Source organism: Streptomyces diacarni (genome assembly GCF_003323715.1).
GTDB lineage: Bacteria > Actinomycetota > Actinomycetes > Streptomycetales > Streptomycetaceae > Streptomyces > Streptomyces diacarni.
Genome location: NZ_QOIN01000033.1, coordinates 77,139 through 95,715, shown reverse-complemented (window position 1 = coordinate 95,715; position 18,577 = coordinate 77,139). Strand labels below are relative to the sequence as shown.

Here is an 18,577-nt window from a genome sequence, read left to right as displayed (position 1 = left end):
TTCCTGACATGACCGAAGCACCCAATCCCCGCACCACAGGGGCCGTCGCCGCCGGCCTCGCCACGGTCGCCGCCGACGGCACCGTACTGGACACCTGGTTCCCCCGCCCCGAGCTCGTCGCCGAGCCCGGACCCGCGGGCAGTGAGCGGCTGAGCGCCGAGCGCGCCGCCGAACTCCTCGGCGAGAGCGCGCCCCAGGCACTCGGCGAGGACCCCCGCCGCGGCGTCGAGATCGTGGCCGTCCGTACGGTCATCTCCTCGCTGGAGGCGAAGCCGCTGGACGCCCACGACGTCTACCTGCGGCTGCACCTGCTCAGCCACCGCCTGGTCCGGCCGCACGGACTGAGCCTGGAGGGACAGTTCGCGCACCTGGCCAACGTCGCCTGGACGAACATCGGCCCCGTCCCCGTGGAGCGGGTCGAGCAGGTGCGGCTCGCCGCCCGCGCCTCCGGCACCCACCTGGCCGTCACCAGCGTCGACAAGTTCCCGCGCATGACCGACTACGTCGTCCCCAAGGGCGTACGCATCGGCGACGCCGACCGCGTCCGCCTCGGCGCGCACCTGGCCGAGGGCACCACCGTCATGCACGAGGGCTTCTGCAACTTCAACGCGGGCACCCTGGGCACCTCCATGGTGGAGGGCCGCATCAGCGCGGGCGTCGTTCTCGGCGACGGCACCGACCTGGGCGGCGGCGCCTCGATCATGGGCACCCTCTCCGGCGGCGGCAAGCAGATCGTCTCCGTCGGTGAGCGCTGTCTGATCGGTGCCGAGGCCGGGCTCGGCATCGCGCTGGGCGACGACTGCGTCATCGAGGCGGGCCTCTACGTCACCGCGGGCACCCGGGTCACGCTGCCGGACGGCGACGTCGTCAAGGCACTGGAGCTGTCCGGTGCCGACAACCTGCTCTTCCGCCGCAACTCCGTCACCGGCACCGTCGAGGCGCTCCAGCGCAGCGGCTCGTGGGGCGGTCTCAACGAGGCGCTCCACAGTCACAACTGAGCAGCGATCGCGAAGGCCGGGTAACAGCCTTCTGGTGCGCATGCCCGTAGGCCGTAGGCTTGCGGGCATGCGCGATCTTGGGGCCGGTCTGCGGTATCTGGGGCAGGGACAGCGGTGGGTGCTCAGCCGCGGGCGGTGGTTCGGGTTCGGGCTGCTGCCCGCGCTCATCACGCTCGTGCTGTACGCGGCCGTGCTCACCGCGCTCGGCTTCTACGCCGACGACATCGCCGCCTGGGCCACGCCCTTCGCCGACGACTGGGGCTCGGTGGGGCGGATGCTGACGCGCGGCGCCTTCGCCGTCATGCTGTGGCTCGCGGTGCTCATGCTGGCCGTGGTGACGTTCGCCGCCGTCGCCCTGCTGATCGGTGACCCCTTCTACGAGAAGCTGTCGGAGAAGGTCGAGGAGAGCGAGGGCGGGCTGCCGGAGGGCGCCGTCGAGCAGCCTCTGTGGCGCGAGCTGTGGACCTCGCTCACCGACAGTCTCTTCGTGCTCTCCCGCACTCTCGTGTTCACCGTCCCGCTCTTCGCGCTCGGCTTCGTCCCGGTGCTCGGCCAGACCGTCATCCCGGTGCTCGGCTTCTGCGTCTCGGGGTTCTTCCTCGCCCTGGAGCTCACCTCGGTGGCGATGCAGCGCCGGGGCATCCCCGTGCGGGAGCGGCTGCGCATGCTGCGGGGCCGCAAGGCGCTCGCCCTCGGTTTCGGCGTCCCCCTCGCCCTCGCCTTCCTGGTGCCGCTGCTGGCCGTCCCCCTGATGCCGGGCGCCGTCGCCGGCGCGACGCTGCTGGTACGGGACCTGACGGGTACGGGCAGGGGCCCGGACGCAGGGGCGGGCGCGCCGGGGAACCGTGACGGGGCCCAGAGCCCCCAGGGACCGCCCCGACCCGCGGCACCGCACCTCCAGCAGCCGCCACAGGCCCAGCCGGGCCCCTCCGCTCAGCCGGGCCCCTCCGCTCAGGCGGGTCCCTATGCTCAGCCGGGTCCGTACGCCCAGCCGCCCGGCAACCCGTATGCCCAGCCCGGCCCGTACCCCCAGCAGCCGCCGCGCTGAGGCGGCGGCCGCACGGGAGCAGCGGCCTTACGGGTTCAGGCGCCGTACGGGTTCAGCGGACGTACGGGTTCAGCCGCGCCGGATGCGGACCACCGACGGGTCGTGGTCGCTGATCTGGTCGGCGAACTCGGCGTTGAGGTGGACGATGTCGTACTCGGGGCGGCCTGCGCCGGGACTGGTGAGCAGGTGGTCCAGCGTCTGGGAGTTGCCGTTGAAGACGTAGCCGTAGCGCTCGTCCTCGGGCAACCGGTTCATGGGGCTGGTGAGGGCGTGGCCTGAGCGCAGGGCGTCCAGCGTGGGCGAGAAGGGGAAGTCGTTGAAGTCGCCGCCCGCGACGACGACGGCGTCGCGGTCGCGTGCTCGGACGTCCCGCACGAACGCGTTCAGCAGCCTGCCCTGTTCGACCCGCTGCGGCTCAGAGTGCCGGGCGGGCGGCTGGAACCTTCCCTCCATCGGCTGGTCGCCCTCCAGGTCGCCGCCGCCCTTGGAGCTGAAGTGGTTGGCGACCACGAACACCGTGCGGCCCCGGAAGCGGAACTCGCCCGCCAGCGGCTTGCGGCTGGCCTTCCACGCCGGGTCCTGCGGTGCGATGCGTCCCGGCGAGGCGGACAGCGCGGGCTCGCCGCCCTTGCCGACCACCCGCACGGGCGTCGTCGCGTCCCCGCCGGGGCGGTCGGTGAAGGAGACCCGCTCGGGGTTGTAGAGGAAGGCGACGCGTATGTTGCCGCCGGGCTGGCCGCCGTCCGCCTGGTCGACCGGGTCTATCTGACGCCACTCGTAGGAGGGGCCGCCCGCCTTCTCGATGGCCTCGGTGAGCATCGCCAGGGTGCGGTCCGCGCCGACCGTGCCGTCGTCCTTCGGGCCCGTGTCGTCCTGCACCTCCTCGACGGTGACGATGTCGGGCGAGGAGAGGTTGGTGACCAGCCCGTCGGCGAGGCGCCGGAACTTGGCGGGCTCCGACGCGGGGGAGAGGTTCTCCACGTTGTAGGTGGCCACCGCCAGCTCGTCGGGCCGCTGCGCGCGCGTGCGCTCGCGCTCCAGATGGTGGTCGCGGTGGGAGCCGAGTGTGGTGGCGCGCAGGGTGTAGCCGCCGAACTGGTCGTAGTCGAGCGGGCCTTCGGTGGTGCCGCGCAGCTCGTCGCCGACGTTCGCCTGGGGGAAGGGGTGTTCCCGAAGCGGCAGAAGGGAGGAGACCTTCACGCGGGCGCCGTTCTGGTCGTCGTACGAGCCGTAGAGGGTGCCGCCCCGCGGTGTCGGATTCTGGCGCCGGTCGATGGTCACCCACAGGTCGTGGTAGGGGGAGGTGGGGCCGGTGACCCGGGCGTCGCGGACGGCGACGCGCATGCCCTCCAGTGCCTCGTAGCGGTCCAGCGCGTACCGGTCGGGCCGCAGGCGCAGATTCTCGATACTGTTCCCGCCGGCGTCGGGGGCGTAGGCCGCGGGCACCGAGCGCGGGGTGAGCCGGAAGGCGGCCGGCAGCTTCCCGCGGCCCGGGCGCCCCCGCTCGTGAGCCGCCTCCCAGGTGGCGTCCGTCAGTTCGGTGACCGACTGGCCGCCCGCCTCCTCGCCGCCCGGGTAGTACTCGCCGACCCGGCCCGCCACGCGCAGGCTGTCGCCGGCCGAGACGCCGGGGCTCTTCTCACCGGTGTGGACGAAGAGGCCCTCGCTGGTTGCCGGGTTCCGGTCCGGGTGCGGGTCCTGCATCCAGAAGCCGCGTGCGGACCCGAAGTCGCGCACGCCCGTGACGATTCCGGGTACCTCGGCGACCTGCCGCCCTGCCAGTGGGGAGACTCTGGTGGTGCCCTGGATGTCGTGGATACGCGGTGCAGGGGCCGCGTCGTCGCCCGGTACGGCCGCCGAGGCCGGAAGCGCGGGGAGCGTGAGCAGCGTGGCGCAGACGGCCGCGACGGTCAGCGTCGCGGCCCTGGCCGACCGCGAGGAGGCGCTGAGGGGCCCCGACGTTCGGCCCGCGGTGGCGGGGGTGCGGGACGTGGATCCGGGGGTGGTACGGAACGGCACGGAGGGCCTCCGGGTGCGTGGGGGACGTACGGGACAGGACATACGGGCCGTGGTGGGGGGGAGCGACGGCGGATCGGACTTCTCGCGTGGCATTGTCAACGCGCGTAAAGCATGGCGGGAGAACGGCGGTTGTCAAGGTCGTGACAGGTCGGCGAGCGGCCGCGCCACCCCTTCGTTGCGTGCCCGGTGCACGATTCGGGCACGGGTGGACAGAACCCGTTTACGCTGGGTCCTCGCACCGTCCGGCAACCGTAGGACTCGTAGGAGATGAACCCGCACATGACCGGTGACGACCGTCCCACCCTGCCGCCTGTACGGCTGCCCTCCGATGCCGAACTGGCACGGGACGCACTGGCCGCACCGCTGCTCGCCCGTGCCGTGGAACTCACCCGCTGGGCGCGCCGCGGCGGGCCCGAGGGGGCGGGGGTCCCGGTGGGAGCCGGCGGCGAACTCCTCTCCGAGCAACTGAAGGAGGCCGCCGCGTACCTGGGGCTCGGCGGCGAGGAGGAGGCACCGGCACTGGCGGCCGACGCCTGGAACTTCGCCGTCGACACCGGACTGCTCGTCATCGAGGAGGACCAGGAGGACCAGGAGGGCGGGGCGGACCCGGCGGCCGACGACGGGAAACCGAGCAGCGACGAACCCGTGGGCCTGGCCACGCCCGAGGCCGAACTCGGCGGCCTGACCGGCGACCCCGACGAGGCCACGCCGGCGCCCGCCGACATCCTGGAGCTGTGGCTGGGCGGATTGGAGACCGTGCTCGCCGACGCCGCGACGCCCAGCTTCGAGGAGCTGCTCGGCGGCATCGAGGGAGCGGTGGGCGAAGACGGCGAGATCAACACCGACGCCCTCGACCTCGACGCCATGGACTGGGACCCGGAGGAGGAGGGCGAAGCCCTCGACAGCGCCCTCGGCAACCTCTACCTGCTCACGGCGACCGAACCCGCCGTCGCCGCGGGCTCGATGGTGCCGCTCCCCGTGTTGGCCGCCTCCATGATCGTGCCCGAGGACATGGACGAGCCCACCGACGAGGTGCTCGAAGAGGTCTCCACGGCGATGATGCGGCTCGACGAGCAGTTCCGCATGCTGGAGCCGACAGGTCTGGTCGAGTACCGCCCGGTCGACGAGGCGCTCACCCAGGAGGCAGCCGAGGGCGAAGAGGCCGCGGCCGCCGAGGAGTTGGGCGGCGAGCTCGACGAGGAGGACGTCTCCCGCTACGGGATGGTGCGGCTGACCCCGCTGGGGCTGCACGGCGTACGGGCCCGCATGCGGGAGGCCGGTATGGAGGTGCCCGCCGTCGGCGACCTCGCAGCCGCCGGGGCCGACCGGCTGCTGGCCACCCTGCCCGTCTACACCGAGGACAACGCGCGCAGCGAGATCGAGGGGTGGTTCGCGGCGCGGGACGAGGAGGGGACGCTGGGCGCGGCCCGCGAACTCCTCGCCGCGGCCCGCGGCACCGACGAGGCCGCGCCCGTACGCAGGCTCACCTGCCAGCAGGCGCTCTCCCTGGCCGGACCGGAGGCCGAGCCCGCCCTCCGCGAGGTGCTGGAGGACCGGGAGCTGGGCGGCCTGGCCAGGGTTTGGCTCGCCGAGCGGGGGGCGGCGGACGTGCCGCAGCCCGACGAGGACATGGTCTTCTGGCTGACCGTCGACACCATCGCGGCGCAGGTCGCCACCGCGGGCGAGCCGGAGGAGCTCCGCGACCTCGTCCGCGACCTGGTGGACCAGCACGCCGGCTTCTTCGACAAGGCGTGGCGGGTCGAGCACCCGGCGACCGGGGACGTGCTGGAGACGATGGGCAGGGTGCACCCCGACAAGCACGCGGCCAAGGCGGCCAGGAAGGCCGCCTTCAAGGCCCGCTCCCGCTGAGGTTCCCTCACGGGGTGGGGGCCTGCTTGTGCTGGTGGCGCGCCTGCGCTGTGGCGTGCCTGCCCTGTGCCGCGCCGCGTTGCGGGACGCCGCGCCAGGGGATCGGCGCGGCGTCCCGCCGTGGTTGGTTGCGGCTTGCGTGCCGGGTGCGCGTGCGTGGTGGCTGGCCGCGCAGTTCCCCGCGCCCCTTCGGGCGCCACACGTCGGGCTCGTCTCATCGCGTGTCTCGGTTGGCGAGACGGGGAGCTGCGTGAGCGGCGGCTTCCTTTACTGTTGCACTCATGTTCGGACCAGCGTGCCTGTTGGCGCTCGCGCTCGCGCTCTTCGCGGCCACCGCGTGGAGCGTGGACGACGCGCTCTGTCGCCGCACCCGTCGCTGACGGCGCACGCGCAGCCCTCCGTACCCGCGCGGGTCCAGGTCGCGTCTCATACCGCGAGACGCGCGAGGTGGACGCACGGGAACGAGACGGCGTCGGCGCAGCCGTCCCTCCCGTCCCGCCCTCGCTCCCTCTCCCCGTACGCGCACGGAGACCCTTGTGACAACCGCTCCCCCCTCCGCTCGGACGGCGGCGCTGCCGGCGCCCGCGCCGACCCGGCTGCCCGCGCCTGACGCTCCCGCCGCGCCGGCCGTGCGATGGCTGCCGCTCGCCATCGCACTGCTGCTCGGCCTGGGGCTGACCGGCTACGTGTGGGCCGCGCACGGCACCAAGCCGGTCGTCCTGCTGCTCCTCGGCCTCGGCCTCGGCGTCGGCCTCTTCCACTCCCGCTTCGGCTTCACCTCGGCCTGGCGGCAGCTGATCGCCGTCGGCAACGGCACGGGCCTGCGGGCCCACGCCCTCCTGCTCGGAACGACCGCCACCCTGTTCGCCCTGCTCATCGGCACCGGAACGGGTCTGTTCGGAACGGCCCCCGCCCCCAGCGCGGGGCCGATCGGCGTGGGTCTGCTGCTGGGTGCCTTCCTCTTCGCCGTCGGCATGCAGCTCGGCGGCGCGTGCGCCTCCGGCACTCTCTTCGCCGTCGGGTCGGGGCAGAGCACCATCGTGCTGACGTTGGGCGGCTTCGTCCTCGGCTCGACGCTCGCCGCCTGGCAGTACGGACTGTGGAGCGACCTGCCCGCCGTCGACCCGGTGCTCTTCTCCGACCACCTCGGCTGGACGGGCTCCCTCGCGGTGACGCTGGTGCTGCTGGCGCTCGTGGTGCTGGTCTCGCGCCGGGTGCAGGCCCGCCGCAACCCGCCGCCCGTGGGCGTGCCGCCGTCCGCGCGCGGTGGCCTGCTCCGCGTCGTGCGCGGCTCCTGGCCGCTGGCTGCCGGAGCGCTGGTTCTCGCAGTGCTGGGCGCGGCCGTGCTGCTGGTCTCCGGTGGCGCGTGGGGTGTGACCAGCGCGTTCGCCCTGTGGGGATCCAAGATCGTGGGGGCGCTCGGCGGCTCGCCCGAGAGCTGGGCGTACTGGCGGCAGCCCGGCAACGCCGAGGCCCTGGCAGGGCCGGTGCTCGCCGACAAGACCAGCCTCACCGACATCGGCATCATGATCGGCGCCGCCGTGGCCGCAGCCGCGGGCGGCGTGTGGACCTGGCACAGGGGCGTCGCCTGGCGCACGGCCGCAGCCGCGGTGCTCGGCGGCGTCCTGATGGGCGTCGGCGCACGCATGGCGGGCGGCTGCAACATCGGCGCGTACCTCGCCGGGATCGCCTCGGGTAGCCTGCACGGTTGGCTCTGGGGTGCCGCCGCGCTGGTCGGCACCTGGGTGGGGCTGCGGTTGCGCCCGTACGTCGCACTCGCCAATCCGAAGCCCGGCGACGGCGTGTGCTGAGCGGCTCCCCGCCGTCCGCTGCGGCCCCCTTGTGACGGGGGCCCGCGCGCACACGTGTCCGCACGCCCCCGCCGAAGTGCGGGGGCGCGTGTGTGTATGCGGCGAGTCCGGCAACCCGGTTCCGTGATCCGCTACGGCCTTTCCGTACGATCGAGCAGATCCCGCCTATTCGGCCATACGGAACAAAGGGTGTGAATGCCGACGTGACAGAGAGCCCCAAGCGACAACCGGGGGGCAAAGCGGCGACGGCTCGGCAGGTACCGCACGCGGTCGCCGAGCTGCCCCGCCAGGTGCGCGACGAGCTGGTGCGCAGACTGCGCCGTAAGGGCCGACCCTTCACCAAGGACGACGTGCAGGTCGTCGAGGAACCGATGCTCAAACGGGCGGTGACGGCCTCCGCGCTCGGCAACTGCATGGAGTGGTTCGACTTCGGCGTCTACAGCTACCTGGCCGCCACGATCGGCAAGGTCTTCTACCCGGGGGCCTCCGACTCGGCGCAGCTGCTCGCCTCGTTCGCCACCTTCGCCGCAGCCTTCGTCGTCCGCCCGCTCGGCGGGCTCTTCTTCGGGCCGCTCGGCGACAAGCTGGGCCGCCAGAAGGTGCTGGCCGCGACCATGATCCTCATGGCGTTCGGCACCTTCCTGATCGGATTCATCCCCAGCTACGCCACCATCGGGATCGCCGCGCCGATCCTGCTGCTGGCCGCCCGCATGCTGCAGGGCTTCTCGACGGGCGGCGAGTACGGCGGCGCGACGACCTTCATCGCCGAGTTCTCCCCCGACCGACGACGCGGCTTCCTCGGCAGCTTCCTCGACTTCGGGACGTTCATCGGCTACGCGCTCGGCTCGGTCCTGGTCACCGGGCTCAACTTCGCGCTCAGCGACACGCAGATGCTCTCCTGGGGCTGGCGCATCCCGTTCCTGATCGCGGGGCCGCTGGGCCTGATCGGTCTCTACATGCGGCTCAAGCTGGAGGAGTCCCCGGCCTTCCAGCAGCAGCTGGACGAGCACGACCAGAAGGTCGCCGCCCAGGAGACCAACCGGCACGAGTTTCGCACCATCCTGCGCAAGCACTGGGAGCCGCTGCTGATCTGCGTCGGTCTGGTGCTGCTCTACAACGTGACCAACTACATGGTCACCGGCTACCTGCCGACATACCAGACAGAAGTGCTGGGGCGCTCGGGGACCACCTCCGACGTGCTCGTGCTGGTCGGCATGGTGTGGGTGGTGGTGCTGATCACCTTCGTCGGACGGCTGAGCGACCGCGTCGGCCGCCGCCCGGTCTACCGGTGGGCGGCGATCGGCCAGATCGTGCTGGCCGTCCCCGCGTTCCTGCTGATCCGCTCGGGCGGCTGGCTGCTGCCCGCCCTCGGCGTGCTCATCCTGGCGACACTGCTCGCCGGGTTCGCGGCCCCCTCGGCCGCCACGCTGCCCGCGCTCTTCCCCACGAGCGTGCGCTACGCCGCCATGGGCATCGGGTTCAACTTCTCCGTCGCCGCCTTCGGCGGAACGACACCGCTGTTCACCGAGAGTCTGGTCAGCGCCACGGACAACAATCTGATCCCCGGCCTCTATCTGATCGTGAGCGGACTCATCGGACTGCTCGCCGTCCGCTTCATGCCGGAGAGCGCCGGTGTGCCGCTGCACGGCTCGCAGCCCATGGTCAGCAACGAGGAGGAGGCCGCAGAGCTGATCTCCACCAGCCAGCAGTTGCAGACGCTCAGTCGGCGGCGCTAGACCGCCCACCGCCGCTGCTCCGCGCCCCACGCCCCCGGTCCCGCAGCGCCGTCACCAGCACCGCCAGGGTGCCGAGGGCGATGGGCAGCAGCGTGAGGACGAGCGTCGAGGTGGCGGAGTCCCGGGCCTCCTGCTGCGGTGTGGTGCTCCACATCACCCGGCACGTCGCCAACATCCCCAGCCCCACGCAGAAGGCGAGGAAGAGCTGAGCCCTGGCGACCTGCCGGGCGCCCTCGGCCGTGCTCGGCCGGTTGACGAGGCCGGCGGTGCGCCTGTGCGGCGGCAACGCGGACTCCGGCGTGATGCGCACGGTCAGCAGCGTCGTCGCGGACATCACCACGAGCACGCCGAGCTGGACGAACACGGGGACGAAAGCGCTGCCGACCGACTTGTCCGCGTACGCGTCGACGCCGTCGCTGCCGAAGTGCTGCGGCACCCTCGCGGGCAGATCCGGGTAGACCAGCACACCCCACACCGCGAGCACCGCCAGCACCAGCACGCCCGGCACCAGCCACAGCCACGGGAACCGTGCTTCCGCGACTTCCGCGTCAGAATTGTCCCCCTGCTGCACCATGCCGCCCCTCCCCACACACCGCCCTCGCGGGCCCCATGCCCCGCCCGCGCGGTGCTCACTCCGGCTCGCGGCCCCAGACCAGGTGGTTGCCGCCCTGCCACTCGATGATCGCATCGTCGTACAGATCGACAGTAGCGACATCGAGCCCGGTACGGCGCAGATATTCGATCAGGTCGGTCAGCCCGTAGGCGGTGCCCAGCGTCTCGCCGCGCGCACTCACCTGGCGGCCGCCGGCGGGGGAAGGCGGATGGACGACGATGACCGCACTCATACCCTCCAGGTTGCGCCCGCGCCTCCGGTCGCGCACCTCGGCCCGGCGGGACCTGGACGGTACCTTGCGCCCATGGCTGGTGTTCGCCCCGTGGTGCACGGGGTCTGGGAAGCCGACGGCGCGAAGAAGACGTTCACGCACGCCCTCGACCCCGGCCTGCTGGCCGCCCACATCCCCCGCGAAGGGCGCGTGATCGACTACGGCTGCGGCTACGGGCGGCTGACGGCGCACCTGACCGAGCTGGGATATCCGCACGTGACGGGAGTCGACCCCTCCGGCGCCATGATCGAGCGCGGACTGCGGGAGCGCCCGGGCCTGGCACTGCGCCACCAGCCCGGACTGCCGCTGCCGGAGGCGGACGGCTCCTTCGACGCCGCACTGCTGTTCGCCGTCCTCAACTGCGTGCCGGACGACCGGTCCCAGCGCGCGGTCGTGGCCGAGCTGGCCCGCGTGGTGCGCCCCGGCGGCACGATGTACGTGAGCGAGGTGCCCCTCCAGCGCGACGCGCGCAACGTCGCCCGCTACGAGCAGCACAGCCAATCATCCCCGCACGCCCCCTACGGCACCTTCACCACACCCGAGGGAGGCCTCTTCCGCCACCACACCCCCGCACACCTGCGCGCCCTGCTGACCGGCAGCGGCTTCACACCCGTCGAGGAGCGCACCGGCACGGCCCCGACCCTGGGCGGCCACCAGGCCACGCGACTGCAACTGGTCGCACGGCGGAGCTAGCCGGGGGAGCGTTCCGCCCGTTCTGCGTTCCCCCTGTCTCACGGTGGCGGGCCGCCGTCCGGCGGTCAAGGAACGAGGCAGGGGACGGCGCCGGTGGCTCGCCGGTCCTTCTCCCGCGGCTTGGTACCGCACGTGTCCCGTCCGTGAACGGATGTGGCATGCCCGTCCCGGAGCGGGGAAGTCGTGGCAGGTCGATAATCCGACATAGCGGAGGGTGTGGAGAAGTATGGAGTGCGCAGGCGGTGTGATTCAGCGCATGATCGCCGGCGGTGCAGGCCTTGTGACGGGTGTTCTCCTGGTGACCGGATGCGGGGGCGACGGAGGGGGCGAGGAGAGCCAGAAGGAGGGGAAGTCCGAGGCCTCCCGGCAGAGCCCCGCCAAGGCCGTACAGGCCACGAACAAGAGGACCGCTGAGGCGAAGACCGCGAAGATCGACCTCACGGTCACGGCCTCGGGAAGCGAGAGCAAGACCGTACGCGGTGACGGCGTCATGAATCTGCGCGACGGCACGAGCCGGTTGGACATGGGAATCGGAGGGGAACACCTGCAACAGCGTGTCGTCGGTAGCACCCTGTACCAGAAGCTGCCCAAGAAGGCTGCCGCCCAACTTCCCGACGGCAAGACATGGTCGAAGATCGACCTGAAGAAGTTGCAGGCGCGTACTGGCGGGGAGCAGACGGGCGTGCAGAATCCAGCGGATTCCCTCGCTTACTCCAAGTCCCTTTCCGAAAAGGACGTCAAAAAGCTCGGCACCGAGAACGTGAACGGCACGAAGACCACCCACTACCGGGTGCGGCTCGACCTGTCGAAGCTCGCCAAGGGCGATGCGGCGCAGGAGAAGAAGCTTCGTCAGCAGCTCGGTGACGACGTACCGATCGAGCTCTGGATCGACGACAAGGGACGAACCCGCCGCCAGCAGGTCGAGGTGACCGTGCAACCGTCCAACGCCGCGGGGTCTGCCACCTCGTCGAAGGTCAAGACCGTCGTCAACCTGTCGGACTTCGGCACCGAGGTCGATGTCGAGGCACCGCCGTCCGGCAAGACCGCTGACATGACCGACCAGCTTTCCCAGGGCAGCGGCCGGTCCGCGTGAGCGCTCCCTTTTCGTCCGCGACGTGAGCGCACCACCGGTCCGTGGAAGCGATCCGGTGCCCGTCCGGCCGGAGCGCCCTTCCGCAGGAGGGGCCGCCTGCCGTCTGGCCTCGCTTCGCACCGCTCCTCCGCACACCGATCACGCCGACAGCATTCAGGGAGCACGGGGCCACATGACTCTTCAGCACCCCTCGGACCGAGGCGGGGAGCGGCGCGACCGCTTCGCACGCCTCGCGGAGACCGCGTCGAACCTGACCAGCTCTCCGTTGTTCTTCCTGCTGTGCCTGTTCCTGATCGTCGGTATGGTCATCGTCCACCTGGTGCATCTGCCGGTGCCCTGGCTGATCTTCGCCGGCGACGTACTGACCTCCGTCAACCTCCTCATGCTGGCCCTGCTCAAGAACTCGGAACGACGTGCCGAGGCCGCTCTCCAGCGGAAGCTGGACGCCATCGCGGCGGCGCTGCTGGAGTCGCAGGAGGGCGAGTCGCACCAGGCACGGGATTCCCTGCGCCAGGCGATCCGGCTTGAGGAGGAGCTGTGAGGGTGTGCTGCCCTCTCCTCCTGTCCCCGGCGCCCGCAGTGGGCCGGGACGCTGGTGAATAGGGCGGGCGCACGAGGGAAACCGGAGCCTCCAGCAAGAGATGCCGAACGATGGGGATGCCTCATGCGCGACGACGAGTTCTTGGCACTGGTGCGCGACCAGGGCGGCTACCCGGACCAGGACGAGACCAGGAAGGTCACGGAGGCTGTCCTGGGCGTGCTGGCCTCACGCATCACCGCCGACGAAGCCCAGGATCTGGCCGACCAGATGCCCACACCGCTGGATCGACCGTTGCGAGGCAGCGGAGTCGACGCGGAGGCCGGGGGCGAGGCCTTCGGTGTCGACGAGTTCTACCGGCGCGTCGCGGAGCGGACCTCGTCGAGGACGGAGGACGCGGGGAAGCACACAGCGGCGGTCCTCTCCGCTCTCCCGCAGGCGGTGTCAGCGGGGCAGGTGCGGCACGTCGTCACGCAACTGCCCGAGGACCTTGCCGCCCTTTTCACCCTTCAGAACCAGGCCGTTTCTTGATCGTGTCTCGCGCCGCGCCTCACTACCGCGTCGCGCCCGCGCGGTCGAGGGTCTGCTCGGCCAGGGCGCGGGCGCGGGCCACCGGGTCGTCGACCAACGCGAGACCGCGCAGCACCGTCGCGCCCTCGTGCAGCAGCGTGAGCTCGTCGGCCAGCCTGCCGGGGTCGGCCGCGCCCGCCTCGACGGCCAGCTCGTACAGGCAGCCGCGCAGCCACAGCTTCTGGTCGGTGATGATCCGGCGGCCCGGGTGCGCCGGATCGGGCAGCTCCGCCGCGGCGTTGACGAAGCCGCAGCCGCGCGGATTGTGGCGCCGCGTCCACTCCGCGAGCGCGTCGAAGGTCGCCAGCAGCCTGGCCCGCGGCCCCGCGGCCGCCGCGTGCTCCTCCAGCCACCCCGTGAGCCAGGACCGCCAGCGCCGGTCGCGCTCGCGCAGATACGCGGCGATCAGCGCGTCCTTGCCGCCGAACCGGTCGTAGAGCGTCTTCTTGGTGGTCCCCGCCTCTTTCGCGATCAGATCGACGCCGACAGCGGTGATGCCCCGCTCGTAGAAGAGCGTGCTCGCCGCTTCCAGCACCTTGCGCGCCCCCGGGGTCAGCTCCCCCGCCTCGGCCGTTCCCGTCCCCACTGCCCCTCGGCTCCCTTCCCGGATCGCACCGGTCCCGCCCGCTGTGCCGTCCCGTCCTGAGGTAGACCGTCCGGTCTACCGTTACCCCACTGTACGCCCGCGCCGCCTCGCACCCGCGCCCGGACCGGAACGGACCCTCGGCAAAGGAACCGCAAAGCGGGGCCGGTCGTTACTTTCGGCATGACCGCAATGACTCCCGGCGCCAACCTTCCGCTGACCGCGCAGCGCGTGGCGGTGGACGTGACCGCACCCACGAAGCTCGACGTCTCGGCGCTGCTGCTGAGCCGGCAGGGCAAGGTGCGTTCGGACGAGGATTTCGTCTTCTACAACCAGCCGACCGCGCCCGGCGTGACCCACAGCAGCGGCGCCGCCGACACCATCACGGTGGAGACCGGTGCCGTCCCCGCCGAGATCGACAAGGTCGTCGTCACCGCGAGCCTCGACGCGGGCGCCACCTTCGCGGGCACGGAGCCCACCGCCACGGTCCGCGACGCCGCGAGCGGTGCCGTGCTCGCCACCTTCACCCCGCCGCAGCTCGGCTCCGAGACGGCGCTGCTGGTGGTCGAGCTCTACCGCAGAAACGAGGTCTGGAAGGTCCGCGCGGTCGGGCAGGGGTACGCGAACGGGCTGGGCGGCATCGCCACCGACTTCGGGGTGAACGTGGAGGAGCCCGCCGCCCCGGCCGCTCCCACCGCCCCGCCCGCGCCGACGGCCCCGCCTGCCGCGCCCGCCCCGTCCGCACCGCCTGTTCCGCCGGCGCCCACGGCCCCGTCCGCGCCGGCGGCTCCCTCAGGTCCCTCGGCTCCCCCTGCCGCCCCGGCAGGCGCGCCGGCGGGAGCGGGGAAGATCAATCTGGACAAGGGCCGGGTCAGCCTGCAGAAGAACCAGACGGTTTCCCTGGTCAAGGGGGGAGAGCCGCTGCGCACGTCGGTGCGCATGGGCCTCGGCTGGGAGCCCGTCTTCCGCGCGGGCAGGCGGGCCAAGGACATCGATCTGGACGCCTCGGTCATCGCCTACGACGCCAACCGAAAGAAGATCGACGCCTGCTACTTCGGCAAGCTCGCCATCCTCGGCGGTGTCATCCAGCACTCCGGCGACAACCTCACGGGCGAGGGCGCGGGTGACGACGAGGTGATCACCGTCCACCTCGGCGATCTGCCGCCCGAGGTGACCGGCCTGGTCTTCACCGTGAACTCCTTCTCCGGGCAGAAGTTCACCGAGGTCGCGAAGGCCTACTGCCGCCTTCTCGACGGCGCGGGCGGTGAGCTGGTCCGCTTCGACCTGACGCACTCCGAGCCCCGCACCGGGGTGCTGATGGCCAAGTTCGTCCGCCAGTTCTCGGGGGAGTGGGACATGACGGCGCTGGGCGAGTTCGTCGACTCGCGCACGGTGCGGGGCATGGTCAAACCGGGCGGCGCCGCGCTGTAGACGCTGCGGCGGGGCGTGGGGCGGTCTCCGGCGACGCGGATCCGCCCCGCCCCTCCCCGTCCCGGGTTCTCGGCGGCTCCGGTCCGGTGCGGCCGGAGGGGTCCGCGGGGGGCCTGCGCGGGGGAGTCAGAAGTCGAAGACGGGGCCCGTCGCGCTGCGCATGACGCAGGTGTTGGGGAACGTCTTCTTCCAGGCGACGCGCTCGCCGCGGTGCCTGCCCTCGGCGGAGACCGTCACCGGGTCGTATTCCATCGTGCACGGACCCGTGGCGTCCGGGAGCGCGTCGAGGTCGCCCCCGGCCCGGTCGAGCGCGGTGCACGCTTCGGCGGCCTTGGGGTGGCGGCCGTGCGGAGTGGGCTCGCAGAGGAGTCGGACTCCGCGGATCCAGGTGTCCTCGCTCCCCGAGACGGTCAGGAAGAGCCCCGGGCGGACGGTGGAGGCGGAGCCGGAGGGGTGGGCCGCGGTCTGCGCGGTCGCGGTCTGCGTGCCGATCAGGGGGAGGGCGGCGGCGGTGAGGGCAACGGCGGCTACGGCGGCAAAGGGGTGCCGGGCAAGGATTCGAGTGCTCACACCCCCACAACGAGACGGGGCCACGCGAGGGTACGGGTCAACTCCGCTCCGTTCGCGCCCAGTTGAACGCTACCGGGGGGTGCGTCTGGAAGCGCGGGCCCGCACGTGAAGGGTCTGCGAATGACGGACCTGGCAGCGTGGGGATGACGGACTTGGCAGCGCGGGCGGGAAAGCGAGGGCTCCCCGCGCGCGGGCCCCGCGGACGGGGACGGCACGCGGGGAGCCGCGCTCAGGACTGGGGCCGACGGCCGTGGTTGGCCGCGTTGTTACGGCGGGCCTTCTTCTTGCGCCGACGCTTGGACGACATGGCGCCTCCTTTCCGCGGAACGGTTGGTTTCCTCCGCGTTTCTACCACTTCCTCCGCCTCCTGTCAGAGGCCGGTCCCTGGCACCCGGACACCGGCGGGACGTCGGCGTCCGGGTGGGCCGGGCCGCCCGTGGAGTCAACGGCGTTCGCGGGAGTGGCCGAAGAGGAGACGGTAGACGATCAGCAGGACGAGGGAGCCGGCGATGGCGGCCACCCACAGGCTCGGGTCCACCACGTTGTTGGCCACGGGCCGGTCGAGGAACGTCGCGGAGAGCCAGCCGCCGATGAAGGCGCCCGCGATGCCGATCAGCACCGTCCCCACGACCCCGCCGGGATCGCGGCCCGGCAGCAGGATCTTGGCGATCGTCCCGGCGGCGAGCCCCAGGACGATCCAGCTCACCACGCCCGAGTGCAGCAGATCGGACAGCGCGTCCGAGAGGGCGTTCGATTCCGAGTCGCCCCCGTCGGCGAGCAGTGTCCAGGAGCTGAGCGGCGTGGCGGGCATGGAAGGGCCTCCCCGAGGTTGATCGTTGCGGCCCCATCATGCCCTGTCCCCGCTGAAGGAGAGCCCGCCCCCTCGGTGCCGTTGCCGCAGGAGTGGCGTCTTCGCCTGTCGCACGAGTGCCGCCTGCGCGCGGGCGCCGCTGTCGCTCAGGCCCCGCGTCAGGCGCCGGCCCGCCGCTCACCGCAGTGCGGCCTTCATCATCTTCTTCGCGATCGGGGCCGCCAGGCCGTTGCCGCTGACCTCGGCGCGAGCGGCGTCCGAGTCCTCGACCACGACCGCCACCGCGACCTTCTTGCCGCTGTCGGTCGTGGCGTAGGAGGTGAACCAGGCATACGGGGTGCCGCTGTTGTCGACGCCGTGCTGCGCCGTACCCGTCTTGCCGCCGACCGTCGCGCCGTCGATCTGGGCGTTGCTGCCCGTGCCCTTGTCGACCACCGTCTGCATCGCCGACCGGAGCTGGGCGGCGGAGTCCTGGCTCATCACCCGGTGCGAGCCCGGGTCCTCGTACGACTGGAGCGTGTGGCCCGAGGCGTCCTGCACCTGGGAGACCATGTGCGGGTCGACCAGCTCACCGCCGTGCGCGATGGCCTGCGAGACCATCGCCATCTGGAGCGGCGTCGCGGTGACCTCGAACTGGCCGATGCCCGTCAGACCCGTCTGCGCGTCGTCCATCTTCCCGGGGTAGTGGGAGGTGGCCGCGCGGACGGGCACGTCCTGCTTCTCGTCGTTGAAGCCGAACTTCTCGGCCTGCGCGCGGACCTTCTTCTCCCCGAGGTCGGTCGCCAGTTTCGCGAAGACGTTGTTGCACGAGTAGCGCAGCGCCGTCCGCAAGGTGGCGTCCTCGCAGGGCGCCGCCCTGTTCTCGTTGTGCAGGACCGTCGAGGTGCCCTTGAGGGTGTACGGGTCGGGGCTGTCGGTGGGCTGGTCGACGGAGGAGTACAGCCCGTCCTCCAAAGCCGCGGCCGCCACCACCAGCTTGAACGTGGACCCGGGCGGCACGGCCTGGCGCAGCGCCCGGTTCAGCGTGGGCTTGTCGTCGTGCTTGTCGTTGCCGCTGCGCGCGGTCAGCTTCTGCCACGCCGCGTCGTCGTCCTCGCCGCTGCCGCTGAAGCTCGACGGGTCGTAGGAGGGCGTGCTGACGACGCCGAGGAGCTTGCCGCTGTCGGGGTCGACGGCGACGGCGGCGCCCTTCTTGTCGCCCAGCGCCTCGAAGCCGGCGCGCTGCACCTCGGGGTCGATGGTGGTGAGCACGTTGCCCGGCTTCGCCTGCTCGCCGGTCAGCATGTCGAGGGGGCCCTTGAGGCGGTCGTCCGTGCCGTTGAGCACGTCCTGGTAGATGCCCTCCAGCTGGGTGGCCCCGCGCACCTGCGAGGAGAAGCCGGTGACGGGCGCGTATGCGGGGCCGTCGGTGTAGGTGCGCTTGTAGTGCAGGTCACCGCCGCCCTCCGCGCGCTGGGAGCCGGTCACGGGCTTGCCGCCCACGATGATGTCCCCGAACGGCTGTGCGTACTCCTCGATGGTGTTCCGCCGGTTCTGGTCGTCGTCCGCGAGCGCTTCCCCGTTCACCATCTGCACCCAGGTCACCCGCAGCAGCAGGGCCATCACCAGGAGCAGTGTGACGGTGGCCGCACGCCTGATTGTCCTGTTCATCCCGTGCGAGAACGCGTGTGCCGGGGCTCCGGGTTCCCGCGAACAGGTCTTCTCAGGACATTCTCATCTCGTCTACGTCTCGTCGGGGCCCGCGAGGGCACAGCCGCACGGGACGTGCCGACAGCGGGGCCCCGCCCCGTGCCAAGCCGACGCACGCTCGACCACCTGGCGGCCCCGGGTCCGGGACGCGGCGGTCAGTGACGGCGACGGCGTCGAGTCCTTCTGCCCTCAGCGGGCGTCGAGTCCTTCTGCCCTCAGCGGTAGGACGCGTCC

Annotated in this window: 18 protein-coding genes; 10 read left to right on the top strand and 8 right to left on the bottom strand. The window is 72.0% G+C overall.

Annotated elements, in window-relative coordinates; genetic code table 11:
• Positions 1-8: 8 nt before the first annotated feature.
• Both dapD and DTL70_RS06395 read left to right on the top strand, forming a co-directional pair.
• Positions 9-998, top strand: a complete 990-nt coding sequence (gene dapD, locus DTL70_RS06400) for a 2,3,4,5-tetrahydropyridine-2,6-dicarboxylate N-succinyltransferase (protein ID WP_114020865.1) — start codon at positions 9-11, stop codon at positions 996-998.
• Positions 999-1,065: 67 nt separating this feature from the next.
• Positions 1,066-2,046, top strand: a complete 981-nt coding sequence (locus DTL70_RS06395) for an EI24 domain-containing protein (RefSeq protein WP_114020864.1) — start codon at positions 1,066-1,068, stop codon at positions 2,044-2,046.
• 69 nt (positions 2,047-2,115) lie between these two features.
• On the opposite strand, the gene DTL70_RS06390 is transcribed toward DTL70_RS06395, so the two are convergent.
• On the bottom strand, positions 2,116-3,960 hold the full coding sequence (locus tag DTL70_RS06390; RefSeq protein WP_114020934.1) for an endonuclease/exonuclease/phosphatase family protein: 1,845 nt from the start codon (positions 3,958-3,960) through the stop codon (positions 2,116-2,118).
• Between the two features lie 384 nt (positions 3,961-4,344).
• Here DTL70_RS06390 and DTL70_RS06385 point away from each other — a divergent pair, with 384 nt between their 5' ends.
• The 3 genes from DTL70_RS06385 to DTL70_RS06375 all read left to right on the top strand — a co-directional run bounded on the left by DTL70_RS06385 (position 4,345) and on the right by DTL70_RS06375 (position 9,481).
• On the top strand, positions 4,345-5,934 hold the full coding sequence (locus DTL70_RS06385; RefSeq protein WP_114020933.1) for a hypothetical protein: 1,590 nt from the start codon (positions 4,345-4,347) through the stop codon (positions 5,932-5,934).
• 536 nt (positions 5,935-6,470) lie between these two features.
• Positions 6,471-7,745 (top strand): YeeE/YedE family protein, encoded by a 1,275-nt coding sequence (locus DTL70_RS06380; RefSeq protein WP_114020863.1) that lies wholly within the window; start codon positions 6,471-6,473, stop codon positions 7,743-7,745.
• A gap of 203 nt (positions 7,746-7,948) precedes the next feature.
• Entirely contained in the window at positions 7,949-9,481 is a 1,533-nt protein-coding gene (locus DTL70_RS06375; RefSeq protein WP_114020932.1) for an MFS transporter, read from the top strand.
• On the opposite strand, the gene DTL70_RS06370 is transcribed toward DTL70_RS06375, so the two are convergent.
• Entirely contained in the window at positions 9,465-10,055 is a 591-nt protein-coding gene (locus DTL70_RS06370; RefSeq protein WP_114020862.1) for a DUF1648 domain-containing protein, read from the bottom strand. The genes DTL70_RS06375 and DTL70_RS06370 overlap by 17 nt on opposite strands.
• Positions 10,056-10,110: 55 nt before the next feature.
• Complete coding sequence (locus DTL70_RS06365; protein ID WP_114020931.1) at positions 10,111-10,326, bottom strand: hypothetical protein; 216 nt, start codon at positions 10,324-10,326, stop codon at positions 10,111-10,113.
• 72 nt (positions 10,327-10,398) lie between these two features.
• On the opposite strand from DTL70_RS06365, the gene DTL70_RS06360 reads away from it, so the two are divergent.
• The 4 genes from DTL70_RS06360 (at position 10,399) to DTL70_RS06345 (ending at position 13,220) form a co-directional block, all read left to right on the top strand.
• Positions 10,399-11,058 carry a class I SAM-dependent methyltransferase gene (locus DTL70_RS06360; protein ID WP_114020861.1) on the top strand — a complete coding sequence of 220 codons (660 nt, stop codon included), beginning with the start codon at positions 10,399-10,401 and terminating at the stop codon, positions 11,056-11,058.
• A gap of 256 nt (positions 11,059-11,314) precedes the next feature.
• Positions 11,315-12,151 (top strand): SCO4651 family lipoprotein, encoded by an 837-nt coding sequence (locus DTL70_RS06355; RefSeq protein WP_181860808.1) that lies wholly within the window; start codon positions 11,315-11,317, stop codon positions 12,149-12,151.
• 172 nt (positions 12,152-12,323) lie between these two features.
• On the top strand, positions 12,324-12,692 hold the full coding sequence (locus tag DTL70_RS06350) for a hypothetical protein (protein WP_114020859.1): 369 nt from the start codon (positions 12,324-12,326) through the stop codon (positions 12,690-12,692).
• Between the two features lie 123 nt (positions 12,693-12,815).
• Positions 12,816-13,220 (top strand): DUF2267 domain-containing protein, encoded by a 405-nt coding sequence (locus tag DTL70_RS06345; RefSeq protein WP_114020858.1) that lies wholly within the window; start codon positions 12,816-12,818, stop codon positions 13,218-13,220.
• Positions 13,221-13,242: 22 nt separating this feature from the next.
• Here DTL70_RS06345 and DTL70_RS06340 read toward each other — a convergent pair whose 3' ends face one another.
• On the bottom strand, positions 13,243-13,845 hold the full coding sequence (locus DTL70_RS06340; protein WP_114020857.1) for a TetR/AcrR family transcriptional regulator: 603 nt from the start codon (positions 13,843-13,845) through the stop codon (positions 13,243-13,245).
• Positions 13,846-14,034: 189 nt separating this feature from the next.
• Between DTL70_RS06340 and DTL70_RS06335 the strand changes: the two genes are divergently transcribed.
• Positions 14,035-15,273, top strand: a complete 1,239-nt coding sequence (locus DTL70_RS06335) for a TerD family protein (RefSeq protein WP_147266737.1) — start codon at positions 14,035-14,037, stop codon at positions 15,271-15,273.
• 126 nt (positions 15,274-15,399) lie between these two features.
• On the opposite strand, the gene DTL70_RS06330 is transcribed toward DTL70_RS06335, so the two are convergent.
• The 4 genes from DTL70_RS06330 to DTL70_RS06320 all read right to left on the bottom strand — a co-directional run bounded on the left by DTL70_RS06330 (position 15,400) and on the right by DTL70_RS06320 (position 18,304).
• Positions 15,400-15,843 carry an SSI family serine proteinase inhibitor gene (locus DTL70_RS06330; RefSeq protein ID WP_245979057.1) on the bottom strand — a complete coding sequence of 148 codons (444 nt, stop codon included), beginning with the start codon at positions 15,841-15,843 and terminating at the stop codon, positions 15,400-15,402.
• Between the two features lie 229 nt (positions 15,844-16,072).
• Positions 16,073-16,150 (bottom strand): hypothetical protein, encoded by a 78-nt coding sequence (locus DTL70_RS35225; RefSeq protein ID WP_469818005.1) that lies wholly within the window; start codon positions 16,148-16,150, stop codon positions 16,073-16,075.
• 135 nt (positions 16,151-16,285) lie between these two features.
• Positions 16,286-16,564 (bottom strand): GlsB/YeaQ/YmgE family stress response membrane protein, encoded by a 279-nt coding sequence (locus DTL70_RS06325; RefSeq protein ID WP_245979066.1) that lies wholly within the window; start codon positions 16,562-16,564, stop codon positions 16,286-16,288.
• Between the two features lie 267 nt (positions 16,565-16,831).
• Positions 16,832-18,304 (bottom strand): penicillin-binding transpeptidase domain-containing protein, encoded by a 1,473-nt coding sequence (locus DTL70_RS06320; RefSeq protein WP_114020854.1) that lies wholly within the window; start codon positions 18,302-18,304, stop codon positions 16,832-16,834.
• Between the last annotated feature and the right edge of the window lie 273 nt (positions 18,305-18,577).

What these genes read in the sequence shown, in the direction of transcription:
- DTL70_RS06320 (WP_114020854.1), bottom strand. Translation starts at nt 18,304, where the DNA reads ATGAACAGGACAATCAGGCGTGCGGCCACCGTCACACTGCTCCTGGTG.
- DTL70_RS06350 (WP_114020859.1), top strand. Translation starts at nt 12,324, where the DNA reads ATGACTCTTCAGCACCCCTCGGACCGAGGCGGGGAGCGGCGCGACCGC.
- DTL70_RS06335 (WP_147266737.1), top strand. Translation starts at nt 14,035, where the DNA reads ATGACTCCCGGCGCCAACCTTCCGCTGACCGCGCAGCGCGTGGCGGTG.
- DTL70_RS06345 (WP_114020858.1), top strand. Translation starts at nt 12,816, where the DNA reads ATGCGCGACGACGAGTTCTTGGCACTGGTGCGCGACCAGGGCGGCTAC.
- DTL70_RS06355 (WP_181860808.1), top strand. Translation starts at nt 11,315, where the DNA reads ATGATCGCCGGCGGTGCAGGCCTTGTGACGGGTGTTCTCCTGGTGACC.
- DTL70_RS06385 (WP_114020933.1), top strand. Translation starts at nt 4,345, where the DNA reads ATGACCGGTGACGACCGTCCCACCCTGCCGCCTGTACGGCTGCCCTCC.
- DTL70_RS35225 (WP_469818005.1), bottom strand. Translation starts at nt 16,150, where the DNA reads ATGTCGTCCAAGCGTCGGCGCAAGAAGAAGGCCCGCCGTAACAACGCG.
- DTL70_RS06360 (WP_114020861.1), top strand. Translation starts at nt 10,399, where the DNA reads ATGGCTGGTGTTCGCCCCGTGGTGCACGGGGTCTGGGAAGCCGACGGC.
- DTL70_RS06365 (WP_114020931.1), bottom strand. Translation starts at nt 10,326, where the DNA reads ATGAGTGCGGTCATCGTCGTCCATCCGCCTTCCCCCGCCGGCGGCCGC.
- dapD (WP_114020865.1), top strand. Translation starts at nt 9, where the DNA reads ATGACCGAAGCACCCAATCCCCGCACCACAGGGGCCGTCGCCGCCGGC.
- DTL70_RS06395 (WP_114020864.1), top strand. Translation starts at nt 1,066, where the DNA reads ATGCGCGATCTTGGGGCCGGTCTGCGGTATCTGGGGCAGGGACAGCGG.
- DTL70_RS06370 (WP_114020862.1), bottom strand. Translation starts at nt 10,055, where the DNA reads ATGGTGCAGCAGGGGGACAATTCTGACGCGGAAGTCGCGGAAGCACGG.